Genomic DNA, 12,619 nt, shown 5'->3' on the forward strand with positions numbered 1-12,619 from the left:
GGCGGAAAATATTGTATTCTTCCCTTATATTGTAGCATTATTTACCTGGTGATAAAAAGGATAAATTCTCAGTTATATGAAAACATTCATATAATTTACTTATGATGATGTAAGAAGTGGTAAATAGCACCAATCATTCCTGCACAATTACCGTTTTGTGCAAGTTCAATCTCACAATTATTATAAATCTCTTGATTTAAGTATGTTCCTATCTCTTCCTTCACTTCATTTAAGAAATCATCTCCTCTTTCAGTAATTCCCCCACCAATAATAATCATTTTCGGATTAAAAATATAAGCAAGATTGCTAATACCAATCGCCAAATGTTTAAAGAAAATCTTCACGGCTTGAGTAACACCGCTATCACCCTTATCATATAATTCGAAAATTGTTTTACCATCCCACTCCTTTTTACCTTTATATCTTCGTACAAGATGAATTAATCCAGAAATTGAGGCAACCTCCTCAAAAGTTTTCCCTTCTATTAACATGTTCCCCCATTCCCCAGCGCCAAACGAATGTCCACGGTATAACTCTCCATTTATAACAATTGCTCCACCAATGCCCGTTCCAAGCGTAAGCATAATAAAATCGCTTTCTCCCCTCCCTGTACCTTTCCATTTCTCGCCTAAGGCTGCACAATTAACATCATTTTCAATAGATACAGGAACTTTTAATACTTCTTGTAATCTCTCAACAATAGAAATATTAGCATAACGCGGAATATGATCCACACCTCCCGTTATAACTCCTTTATCAATATCAACAATTCCCGCTGTACTAATACCAATTCCAGAAATAGTATGTTCAGTCATTAACTTTTTTGATAAACATATAAGTTTTTGAACAATTTGTTCCCCGCCCAAGTGAATTTCTGTTGGGACCTTTTTATGTATTAGTACTACCCCTATTTCTGAAACAATTCCATATTTAATTTGCGTACCACCAATATCAAATGCAATATATTCTTTCATCCGTTGCCACTTCCTCTACTGTTATGAGTGTAAATTCTCCATCACTCTACTATTTGCAAGGAATTTACATTAACTCTTTTCTCCCTTTAGAAATATACCACCTTTTTCTATATATAGTTTTTTTTGCATAAAACTCTTTTTCCTATGAAATATTACAAAGGGGTGTATTTTAGATGGAACAATAATTTTTTCTTCAGGAGGAAAACAATGACAAAAATCTTCATTTTAGCATCAACACTTTCTTTATCCTTTTTTAGCGGCTTAAATATTGGTAATGCTGCAACTGAAAACTTCCATCCAATAACAAACGCTATTGTACAAAATAACGATACTTTAGCAGAAGGTAATTCAAAAGATAATAATAAACCTCCAGGAAACAATGGYTCTCAGGACGATAGTGGTTCTGACGGCAACGGYTCTGRYGGCAGTGGTTCTGATGGCAACGGTTCTGGTGGCAACGGTTCTGGYGGCARTGGTTCTGGCGGCAGTGGTTCTGATGGCAACGGTTCTGGTGGAAACGGTTCTGACGGCAACGGCTCTGGTGGCAATGGTTCTGGTGGAAACGGTTCTGGTGACAACGGTTCTGGCGGTAACGGCTCTGGTGGCAGTGGTTCTGGCGGCARTGGTTCTGRTGGCAGTGGCTCTGGCGGCAATGGTTCTGGTGGCAGTGGCTCTGGTGGCAGTGGTTCTGGCGGTAACGGCTCTGGTGGCAACGGTTCTGGTGGCAGTGGTTCTGGTGGCAGTGGCTCTGGTGGCAGTGGYTCTGGTGGCAGTGGCTCTGGTGGCAACGGTTCTGGTGGCAACGGTTCTGGTGGCAGTGGTTCTGGTAACAATGGTTCTGGTGGCAAYGGTTCTGGTGACAATGGCTCTGGTGGCAGTGGTTCTGGTGACAATGGCTCTGGTGGCAATGGTTCTGGTGGCAGTGGTTCTGGTGGCAGTGGTTCTGGTGGCAGTGGTTCTGGTGGCAGTGGCTCTCAGGGCGGCAACCGTGTTAAAGGCGATAGCGGCTCTCAAAGCGGTAACGCAAAAGATAATGCAACAAAACAAGGCAATAAATTGCCTAATACTGCAACGCATTATCCTGCATCTATTTTAATTGGGCTTTCGACATTCCTAATTGGTGTGTTACTATTTATTCGTCGTAAAAACGCAAAATAAAAAAATCATCCTTCCATCTAAAAATACATGAAACAGATTATAAAGTGAAACTTTAATCAGTGGGGATTTTGTTCATCCCCCACTGATTATTAGCCYTCACCAATCGGGCTTTTACGGGCAGCAGGGCTCCCACCTAACTTCTTTGCTCCAGCCGAATTTTGAAGTGGGAGTTTTACTGCCTGGCAAATAGCGGGATAAAACTAAAAAGGACTTTGATTGCATTTTATTATGCAATCAAAGGTCCTTTTTGTCATCTAGTAGAAAGAGTATTAATACGCTTTTCCCCAATACACCATCTGCTTCGCTTTTTTACTACAGCAAATACATTCGTCAGCTAAACTTTCTTGTTCGAACGGAATACAACGTGAAGATACTCCAACTTCTTCTTTTAATTTTTCTTCACAAGCTAGTTCTCCACACCACATCGCTTTAATAAATCCTTGCTTTTCATCAGCCGCTTTTTTCATCTCTTCGAAATTCGTCACACTATACGTATTCTCATCGCGAAATACTTTTGCTTTGCTAAATAAGGAATGGTGAATTTCCTCAAGTAGTGCTGGAATGCGTTCTTCTAATTGATCCATTGATATAAACTCTTTTTCTTTCGTATCTCGCCTTACAAGTACAACTTGATTCTTTTCAATATCCTTTGGACCAACTTCTAATCTAATTGGAACACCCTTCATTTCATACTCATTAAATTTCCAGCCAGGTGTTTTATTGCTAGCATCTATTTTTACACGTGCAACCTTCTGAATACGTCCTTGCAACTCTGTTGCTTTTTCTAACACACCTTCTTTGTGCTGAGCAATAGGAACGATAACAACTTGTACTGGAGCGACTTTCGGTGGCATTACAAGTCCGTTATTATCGCTATGAACCATAATAAGTCCACCTATCATTCTTGTTGATACACCCCAAGATGTTTGATGTACGTATTGCCATTTACCGTTACGGTCTAAAAACTTAATATCAAATGCTTCAGAGAAATTCGTTCCAAAGTTATGAGATGTTCCTGTTTGAAGTGCTTTTCCATCATGCATTAAACTTTCAATCGTATAAGTTGCTTTCGCTCCTGCAAACTTTTCTTTTTCTGTTTTTTGCCCTTTAATAACCGGAATCGCTAAATACTCTTCACAAAAAGCAGCATATAGATTTAAAATATTTAATGTTTCAATTTGAGATTCTTCTGCCGTTTCATGAATCGTATGACCTTCTTGCCATAAAAATTCAGTTGTACGAAGGAATGGTCTCGTCGTCTTCTCCCAACGAACTACTGAACACCACTGGTTATATAACTTTGGTAAATCATTATATGATTGAACAATTTTTGAAAAATGCTCACAGAATAGAGTTTCAGATGTAGGGCGTATACAAAGTCTTTCCGCCAATTTCTCATCTCCGCCATGAGTAACCCATGCTACTTCAGGAGCAAATCCTTCAACATGATCTTTCTCTTTTTGTAATAAACTCTCTGGAATAAACATTGGCATGTACACATTTTCATGACCAGATTCTTTTAATTTTTCATCCATCACTTTCTGCATATTTTCCCATAATGCATAACCGTATGGACGTAAAATCATACAACCTTTCACACTTGAATAATCAACAAGCTCCGCTTTTTTTACAATATCGGTATACCACTGAGCAAAGTCTTCTTCCATTTTCGTAATGGCTTGTACTTGTTCTTTTACCATAGTTATTCTTCCTCCTTTAGAAAATAGAMAAAGCCCGCGTCCCCAAATAGGGACCGAGCTTTGTCGGCGTTACCACCCTGATTCATACACAAAAAAATTGAGTATGCTCTCTTTTTGATAACGGGAATTTCCCGCTGCATATGCAGAACTCAAAGGTAGGTTCCATATCACCTCTTTAAGAATCTTCCAGCCAAAAGGATTCTCTCTCTGCAAAAAGGTAAGACATGTACTATTCCTTTTTCATCGTTATAACAAAATAAATTTGTTGAATATCATAATATAAATTTTATTTCAAAACAAGAGCCAATTTTCTTATTTTTATACATTATTTTCAATTATCACTGTTTTATACGTAACTTTTCCGAACTATTTTTACAAGTTGATGAGCAACCATACCAATTAGTGTACCAATTAAAACGAAGAAACAAATAAATCCGTATCCCATTCCTTCCCAACCACCAATAGCGATCATTGTTACAGGAAAGAAAGCTAAACAAAGAAGTACTAAACTAAGTGCAAATATAATATCAAACTGTTTGTCTGGAAAACGTTTCTTTAGTAAATATGACATAAAAAATACAAGGAGAACGGTGACTCCACCAATGATGTAAAAGATACCAAATCCATCTAGCCAATCCATAGTATTCCCTCCTTCCATTCATTCCCTTATACTTATTATATGTTTAATTTTTCTGAAAATAAATAACGAAATTTTATTCAAAAATATATTTTTATTACCAGGTATTAATAGTAATATATAAGAATAGGTTTTATATAATCAGGAGGGAAACTTTATGGATAAAGCATTAACAAATCGCGTCATTATTTTATCTTTTGACTGCTTATCAGCTTTAGATTTTCCTATATTACAAAAACTACCTAATTTCCAAACTTTAATAAAAAGGGGCGCGATTGCGAAAAAAGTGGAGCCAATTTATCCTTCTGTAACATATCCAAGCCACTCAACAATCGTAACCGGTAATTATCCTAATAAGCATGGCGTTGTCAGCAATACATTACTTCAACCAGGACGTGAGTCACCAGATTGGCATTGGTACCGAAAGTCCATTAACGGGACAACTTTATATGATGAAGCACGCAAAGCAAATTTAACGACAGCAGCCCTTCTATGGCCTGTTACTGGAAGAGCAAATATCGATTACAATTTACCAGAAATTTTTCCAAATAGACCGTGGAAAAATCAAATTTTAGTTTCATTATTTAGCGGTAGCCCGCTATATCAATTAGATTTAAATCGTCGTTTCGGCCATATACGAAATGGATTGTCACAGCCTGAGCTTGATAATTTCGTCCTTGCTTCTGCCGTACATACAATTCAGACGAAAAAGCCTAACGTTATGTTTGTACATTTTACTGATTTAGATACTCAAAGACATTACCATGGCTTCGAGTCTGAGGAAACAGTAGCTGCAATCCACAGACACGACGAACGCCTTGGAAAAATTATCCATACATTAAAAGAAAGTGGTATATACGAAGAAAGTACAATTATTGCACTTGGTGACCATAGCGCTTTAAGTGAAAACAAAGCAATCCAATTAAATGTCCTATTCTGTCAAAAAGGGCTTATATCCGTAAATAAACGTGGAAAAATACACGATTGGAAAGCTTATTGCCAAAGCTGTGATGGATCTGCCTACGTACATGTAARRGATAAAAATGATACTGRAACGATTAAWGAGATTCAACTTCTTCTTGAAGRRCTTCTTCAGGATAAACAAAATGGAATTGAATTTATTCTGCACGATGAAGATGCAAAAGAACGTGGCGCTGATGGTAATTGCTTATTTATGCTAGAGGCCATGGAAGGTTATTACTTCATTGAAAATTATACAGGTGATTTCATAAAAGAAATTAATAAAGAAGATGTTAATTCTAGTAAGAAATATACATTTGGAACACATGGATATTCCCCAACAAAACCTAACTATGAAACAATTTTTATGGCTGCTGGGAAAGGCATTCAAAGCGGCGTTACAATTCCGTATATGAGACTGATTGATGAAGGTCCGACTATCGCTAGGTTACTCGGTTTGCACTTAGGTGAAACAGACGGCGCAATTGTAGAGGAATTACTTCACTTGTAAAGAACTGTGTATATATGTAAAAGTTATGTAAAAATCATCACTGTTTCTCTTTTTCTAATTTTTATTTTTGTACACTGTTAGTAGAACAAATTTAAGGGGGAACATTATATGAAAAAAATGTCCAGACAAGAAAAAAGCTGGATATTGTACGATTGGGCGAACTCGGTATATTCGCTCGTCATTACAACTGCATTATTTCCAATTTACTTTAAAGCAGCTGCAAAAGAAGCTGGACTATCTGGCGCAACTTCAACAGCCTATTGGGGATATGCAAACTCGTTCGCTACACTTTTAATTTCTATACTCGCTCCTATTCTCGGCACAGTTGCTGATTATAAGGGATTTAAAAAACGATTTTTCACATTCTTCTTTGGACTCGGTATCGTATTTACAAGTATGCTAGCAATTGTTCCAACATCTCAGTGGTACTTATTACTAGGATGCTATATGCTCGCATTAGTTGGCTTTGCTGGAGCAAATATTTTTTATGATGCATTCCTAGTAGATGTTACCTCTGGAGATAGAATGGACCGAATTTCTACGCGAGGTTTTGCATTAGGTTACATTGGGAGCACAATTCCTTTTATCGGTTGTATCACTCTTATTATTCTTGCTCAAAAAGGAACTATCCCCTTATCAGTCGGAATTGCTAGTCAAATTTCCTTTGCAATAACAGCTCTTTGGTGGGGACTATTTACGATACCAATGCTAAAAAATGTAKAGCAAACACACTATATTGAACGTCATCCAAGACCAATTGCAATGAGCTTCAAGCGCCTTGCTAATACGTTTAAAAATATTAAAGAATATAAAACTGTATTTATGTTCCTAATAGCTTACTTTTTCTACATTGATGGGGTAGATACAATTATCACTATGTCTACTGCTTACGGAACAGATCTCGGTATTAGTGCAACCAATCTATTAATCATCTTATTTGTAACACAAATTGTCGCTTGTCCATTTGCTTTATTATATGGAAAACTATCGGAAACATTTACCGGTAAAAAAATGCTATATGTCGGCATTATCATTTATATCATTATTTGCACATATGCTTATTTCTTAAAAACGACGTTTGATTTCTGGATTTTAGCAATGTTAGTTGCTACTTCTCAGGGCGGGATTCAAGCACTTAGCCGTTCTTATTTCGCAAAACTAGTACCGAAAGAATCTGCAAATGAATTCTTCGGATTTTATAATATCTTTGGTAAATTCGCGGCAATTATGGGTCCGGTATTAGTTGGTGTCACAACCCAATTAACAGGAAAAACAAACGCTGGTGTCCTTAGTATTATTGTCTTATTTATTATCGGTGGATTCTTATTAACTAGAGTACCCGAAAATAATACGTCCGTTACACCACCTAATCCGAAAACTAAAACAATATAAGAGAAAGATCCCCTTCACACAAGAAGGGGATCTTTCTCTTATATTTTTAACGATAACGCCCCACAATTAAAAACTCTAAAGCTTGTACAAAAATAGTTTATCGACAGTTGTTCCTAATACTTCTGCTAACCGGAATGCTAGTGCTAAGCTTGGATCATATTTATTATTCTCAATTGCATTTATCGTCTGTCTTGATACGTTACACTTATCCGCTAATGCACCTTGTGAAATATTATTTGCAGTGCGCAATTCATAGATTTGATTTTTCACACCGTTTCTCCTAACCTGTAAAATCGTTTTTACATCATCAGTATATAGTTGGGGCATGTCATTGTCAAAAGATTGCCACAAGAAAAGGGAGCAATTCTGCTCCCTTACAATAGCTATTTCGAAACTAATCAATTCGTCATTTCCTCTCAATTCACAATATCTTCTTTCTTTATTTGCATACGTAAAACCGGACCTATCGCAAATAAAATAAGTGCCATTGCTATACAAAATACAGTAACTAGTGAGGTCATCTCCTTCAATCCTCCAGCTAGTGAAGTTCCAATTAACATTGCCCCCATGAACAGTGGTAAAATCGTTCCATTTACTCTGCCAATCATATTTTCTGGTACAAGTTGAATCATAAGCGTACCGACAACGATATTGACACAGGCTAAACAAATACCTGTTCCAAATCTCATGAAACTAGTAATCCAAAATGATGTAGATAACCCTTCTACTAAAAATGACATCGCTAATATGCTCATACCGAATACAAACATCTTTTTCGGATTCACTTTTGAAGCGAAAACTGCAGCAACAATACCACCAATTAACATACCGATTCCATCAGCTGCGGCTAAATATTGAACGGCTTCTTTTTCCATTCCAAGCCGTTCTATTACAAGAAACACTTCTAATGGATTCGTTAGTCCAACAGCTAAGCCCATAATGGTGAAAGTGATCGTAATCATACGTAAATTTTTCGTATGAAGAACGTATTTCCAACCTTCTTTTATATCATTTTTTAATGAACCTCTCGCCACTTGCTCTTGTTCCACCCATTTTGGTAAAAATGAAAGAGCGATAGCAGATAACAAAAATAAAATAATTAAGCTATATAGTGACGTAAATAAACCAAGTTGTGTGTACACAAGCGAGCCTACCACTGGTCCAAAAATCATAAATAGCGACTGTAATGTTTGATTAAATGCAATCGCATTTGCTACCTGTTCTTCTTTTACATAGCGTTTAAATATACGCGAAGATGATGGCTGAGAAAACTGACCTACAATCGCGGAAATGAGTGTTGCAAAAAATATAGCCTGCCAATAATCCAGCTTTAGCAACAAGACAATTCCTATAATAGATAGTACGCTTAATACATCTCCAGCAACCATCGTTCTTTTCGGATTCCAGCGATCAGCTAGCGCCCCACCGATAAACGAGAAAATAAAAATAGGTGCATATTCCATAACCGATAACAAAGAAACTGAAACTGGATCATTATTCGTTCGCTCCATTATGAAATACAAAAGAGCCATATTTCTGATCCAAATTGCAAATTGTTGTAAAATATCAGATGCCATAACGAGCATAAATGCTCGGTTTTTAAATAAAGCGTTCATTTTCATTCCCCTTTCATAAACCGACCGTTCGGTCTAATTTTTTTTGTAAGAAAAGCAACTGACCTATTATTCAGCTGCCATTCCTTTTAACAATACATCTATTGCCTTTTTATAAATACGTTTCAGCTCTTTATAATCTAACTCGTAGTAAAGTACTCCAAGCCCCGATAATAATCCATTCACAATATACATAAGATCACGCGTATCATCTTCTTGAAACTCTCCAGACTGTATACCTGCTTCAATTAATTTCTCAACCATAACATATGATTCTCTAGTTAAAGCTAACAGTTCATCCAGAATTTCTTTACTTACAACTTGGCTCATAGAGAATTCCTCTATTGCATTTGAAATGGGTTGCTGTATGTCCTCTACATAATATTCCGCGAGACCATATAGTTTTTCAGTACTAGTACTATACAACTTCTCTTTTTCATTCCATTTTTCAAGCCAATCATACGTATGCTGTTTCACTACAAATAAAAATAATTCTTCTTTACTTTTAAAGTGATAATAAATGCTTCCTTTACTTCTCTCTGTAATTTCACAAATCTCTTCCATAGATGTAGCTGCATAGCCCTTCTGTGAAAACARACTTTCTGCTTTATAGGCAATTTCTTTCTTTATCTCTTCTGCGCTTCTTCTCATATTCACACCTCTTTAAACCGACCGTTCAGTCTAATAATAACAAATAAAAAACCTCTATCGCAAGAGGCTATACTCCTTATTTAAGAAAACGTACTTTCAAACCACATTCGAATCATATGTATTATTCCAAATTTAAATCCTCATTTAGTAAGAAATACGGTTCCCTTTTCATTTCCCCTAGCATGTTAAAAATATTTAATCAAACGTTTGTTTAACTGTTTTTATGCATATGTAAGCCAACTAATCAAACGTTTGTTTAAAAAGAAATACGCCCCCTATAAGGCGTATTCTCATCAATCACCGCAGCTACCTCCACTATCTCCACCAAAAGAACCTCCGCAATCATGTGAACCGCCATCGTGCGAGCTATCATTATCCGATCCAGCAAAGAAAAATAATGGTGATGAGCTGTTGGATGAATTATGAATGTTATTTTGTTTTGTAAGATTTACCTTCTTTTTGTTTGATCGAACTGCTGTTACGATCGTTCCAACTACAACAAATAATAGTATGACAATAATAAATTCCATATAAAAGCCTCCCTTAATCTTCGAATAATTGAATGGTTCTCTCTAAATTTTCAAGTGAAATGAAGCGCGATTCACGAAGGATCTCTTTTCCATTATAAAATAATAAAACTGTTGGCCCTGTAAATACTGCATATCGCCCCGCAATCTCTTGCATGTCTTGTAGTAATATTTCTACTTTCTCTACGTAATCATAATTCTCTAATACGCAATTTACTTTTCTTAACATAACATCACAAACACCACAATTTTCCGTTTTAATAAACAGCAGTACTAATTGTTGTCCTTCAATATATGTCGCTAATTCTTCTATCGTTTCAAATGTATTCATCTTATCCCTCTTAGCGTAATTTACGAAATACTTTACCCTGATACATACGAAAAGCTGAACTATCTTTAATCTTTCTCTTTTCCATTACCTGCTGAAAACGCAGCGTTTTTGCTGTTAACTCTTCTTGTAATTCTTTTCTCTCTACTTCATCATAACAGCACGCAATTAAGTCTTCTATTTTTAATATATCTTTTTGTAGTTCCATTTCTGGTGGAATCATACCTGCATTTTTCAAGATTTTATAACTCATTCTAAGTTCTGTAGGTACCATTGAAAGGTCTTCTAATTGTAGTGGTTTTCCTTTCCCCGGAATATGATCGAGATCACCATTCCGTATTGCTTGTCGAATTTTTTCTTCAGCAATGTTCAAAAAGACATCCACACCATTCGCTCCTTTACATATTTTTACTATTATTTTACATGATATTTTCTCATCTTGCTACGCTATTACAAATTGCCTTCATACAATTTTTTCTCAAATTTAATTACAAGGAGCCTTTTCCTCCCTAATCAATATTTTATTTTCATGTGTAGTCTGTATTAGAGCCATTTCATATTGAGAAAATCTTTTCGAATCAAATAAAGCGTTTACACTAAATCTTACATTTGCTACGATTTAATCACCCCCAGCTCCCTTGTATAGACCTCGTGATGTCTGATCATTTTTATCTAGACGTTTCATACGTCTAGATTCACTTTGGTTTATTGGCGCATGCCTTTAAATATATCTTTTATTTTGAAAGGAGAACTGACTATGAGATCAAAAAAATTCACGCTACTATTACTATCCCTACTACTTTTCTTACCTCTTTTTCTCACAAACTTTATTACTCCAAATTTCGCATTAGCAGATTCACCAAAGCAAGGTCAAAAAATTGTTGGGTATTTTCCTTCATGGGGCGTTTACGGACGTAATTATCAAGTTGCAGACATTGATGCATCAAAGCTAACTCATTTAAACTATGCTTTCGCTGATATTTGCTGGAATGGAAAACATGGAAACCCTTCTACTCACCCCGATAATCCAAATAAACAAACGTGGAACTGTAAAGAATCTGGTGTACCACTGCAAAATAAAGAGGTCCCTAATGGCACTCTCGTACTCGGTGAACCATGGGCTGATGTCACAAAATCTTATCCGGGATCGGGTACAACTTGGGAAGATTGTGATAAATATGCCCGCTGTGGAAATTTCGGAGAACTGAAACGATTAAAAGCTAAGTATCCTCACTTAAAAACAATTATTTCAGTTGGTGGCTGGACTTGGTCTAACCGCTTTTCTGATATGGCCGCTGATGAAAAAACAAGAAAAGTATTCGCTGAATCTACAGTAGCTTTTCTTCGCGAATATGGATTTGACGGCGTTGATTTAGACTGGGAATACCCGGGTGTTGAAACGATTCCTGGTGGTAGTTATCGTCCTGAAGATAAACAAAACTTCACCCTTCTGCTTCAAGATGTTCGAAATGCATTAACGAAAGCTGGTGCAGAAGATGGTAAACAATATTTACTAACAATCGCGTCAGGTGCAAGCCAACGTTATGCGGATCATACAGAGCTAAAGAAGATTTCTCAAATACTGGATTGGATTAATATTATGACATACGATTTCCACGGTGGATGGGAAGCTACTTCTAACCATAATGCTGCACTATACAAAGATCCAAATGACCCCGCAGCGGATACGAAATTTTACGTAGATGGTGCGATAGACATTTATACAAATGAAGGGGTTCCAGCGGATAAACTCGTATTAGGTGTACCTTTTTACGGACGTGGATGGAAAAGTTGCGGAAAAGAAAATAATGGGCAATACCAACCTTGTAAACCAGGTAGTGACGGAAAGCTCGCTTCTAAAGGTACTTGGGATGATTATTCTACCGGTGACACAGGTGTGTACGATTATGGTGATTTAGCATCTAATTATGTGAATAAAAATGGTTTTGTTCGCGGATGGAACGATGTAGCGAAAGTACCTTATTTATATAATGCGACTACAGGAACCTTTATTAGCTATGATGACAATGAATCTATGAAATATAAAACAGACTATATAAAGACAAAGGGTTTAAGTGGCGCAATGTTTTGGGAACTAAGCGGGGATTGCCGTACAAGTCCAAAATATAGTTGCAGTGGACCAAAATTACTTGATACGCTAGTAAAAG

13 protein-coding genes and 1 other annotated feature are annotated in these 12,619 nt (G+C 36.5%); of the genes, 4 read left to right on the plus strand and 9 right to left on the minus strand.

What is annotated here, in order from left to right:
* Positions 1 to 95: 95 nt before the first annotated feature.
* Positions 96 to 974 carry an ROK family protein gene (locus AC1DJR_RS05260; RefSeq protein WP_429686981.1) on the minus strand — a complete coding sequence of 293 codons (879 nt, stop codon included), beginning with the start codon at positions 972 to 974 and terminating at the stop codon, positions 96 to 98.
* 207 nt (positions 975 to 1,181) lie between these two features.
* Here AC1DJR_RS05260 and AC1DJR_RS05265 point away from each other — a divergent pair, with 207 nt between their 5' ends.
* On the plus strand, positions 1,182 to 2,132 hold the full coding sequence (locus AC1DJR_RS05265; protein ID WP_477002161.1) for an LPXTG cell wall anchor domain-containing protein: 951 nt from the start codon (positions 1,182 to 1,184) through the stop codon (positions 2,130 to 2,132).
* Between the two features lie 269 nt (positions 2,133 to 2,401).
* Here the strand turns inward: AC1DJR_RS05265 and proS are convergent, their stop codons facing one another.
* Positions 2,402 to 3,832, minus strand: coding sequence for a proline--tRNA ligase (gene proS / locus AC1DJR_RS05270; protein WP_044444318.1), 1,431 nt, complete (start codon positions 3,830 to 3,832; stop codon positions 2,402 to 2,404).
* Positions 3,833 to 3,877: 45 nt separating this feature from the next.
* Positions 3,878 to 4,085, minus strand: a binding site (T-box leader).
* A gap of 93 nt (positions 4,086 to 4,178) precedes the next feature.
* The gene (locus AC1DJR_RS05275) at positions 4,179 to 4,472 is read right to left on the minus strand and encodes a YesK-like family protein (protein ID WP_002124993.1); all 294 of its coding nucleotides are present in this window, start codon (positions 4,470 to 4,472) and stop codon (positions 4,179 to 4,181) included.
* Between the two features lie 154 nt (positions 4,473 to 4,626).
* On the opposite strand from AC1DJR_RS05275, the gene AC1DJR_RS05280 reads away from it, so the two are divergent.
* Both AC1DJR_RS05280 and AC1DJR_RS05285 read left to right on the plus strand, forming a co-directional pair.
* Positions 4,627 to 5,940 (plus strand): alkaline phosphatase family protein, encoded by a 1,314-nt coding sequence (locus AC1DJR_RS05280; RefSeq protein WP_477002162.1) that lies wholly within the window; start codon positions 4,627 to 4,629, stop codon positions 5,938 to 5,940.
* 108 nt (positions 5,941 to 6,048) lie between these two features.
* On the plus strand, positions 6,049 to 7,332 hold the full coding sequence (locus tag AC1DJR_RS05285; protein ID WP_477002163.1) for an MFS transporter: 1,284 nt from the start codon (positions 6,049 to 6,051) through the stop codon (positions 7,330 to 7,332).
* 75 nt (positions 7,333 to 7,407) lie between these two features.
* Here the strand turns inward: AC1DJR_RS05285 and AC1DJR_RS05290 are convergent, their stop codons facing one another.
* The 6 genes from AC1DJR_RS05290 to AC1DJR_RS05315 all read right to left on the minus strand — a co-directional run bounded on the left by AC1DJR_RS05290 (position 7,408) and on the right by AC1DJR_RS05315 (position 10,836).
* Entirely contained in the window at positions 7,408 to 7,659 is a 252-nt protein-coding gene (locus AC1DJR_RS05290) for a helix-turn-helix transcriptional regulator (protein WP_003187029.1), read from the minus strand.
* 89 nt (positions 7,660 to 7,748) lie between these two features.
* Complete coding sequence (locus AC1DJR_RS05295; protein WP_429686984.1) at positions 7,749 to 8,948, minus strand: MFS transporter; 1,200 nt, start codon at positions 8,946 to 8,948, stop codon at positions 7,749 to 7,751.
* A 66-nt stretch (positions 8,949 to 9,014) separates the two neighbouring features.
* Complete coding sequence (locus AC1DJR_RS05300) at positions 9,015 to 9,596, minus strand: TetR/AcrR family transcriptional regulator (RefSeq protein ID WP_002124986.1); 582 nt, start codon at positions 9,594 to 9,596, stop codon at positions 9,015 to 9,017.
* Between the two features lie 293 nt (positions 9,597 to 9,889).
* Positions 9,890 to 10,126: a hypothetical protein gene (locus AC1DJR_RS05305; RefSeq protein WP_098022958.1), complete on the minus strand. Its 237-nt coding sequence runs from the start codon at positions 10,124 to 10,126 to the stop codon at positions 9,890 to 9,892.
* Positions 10,127 to 10,139: 13 nt separating this feature from the next.
* The gene (locus AC1DJR_RS05310) at positions 10,140 to 10,454 is read right to left on the minus strand and encodes a thioredoxin family protein (RefSeq protein ID WP_002063639.1); all 315 of its coding nucleotides are present in this window, start codon (positions 10,452 to 10,454) and stop codon (positions 10,140 to 10,142) included.
* Between the two features lie 10 nt (positions 10,455 to 10,464).
* The gene (locus AC1DJR_RS05315; RefSeq protein WP_477002164.1) at positions 10,465 to 10,836 is read right to left on the minus strand and encodes a DnaJ family domain-containing protein; all 372 of its coding nucleotides are present in this window, start codon (positions 10,834 to 10,836) and stop codon (positions 10,465 to 10,467) included.
* Between the two features lie 372 nt (positions 10,837 to 11,208).
* Between AC1DJR_RS05315 and AC1DJR_RS05320 the strand changes: the two genes are divergently transcribed.
* A partial coding sequence (locus tag AC1DJR_RS05320) for a glycoside hydrolase family 18 protein (protein ID WP_477002165.1) occupies positions 11,209 to 12,619 on the plus strand: 1,411 nt, incomplete at its 3' end.

Source organism: Bacillus sp. 05T31 (assembly GCF_056396725.1).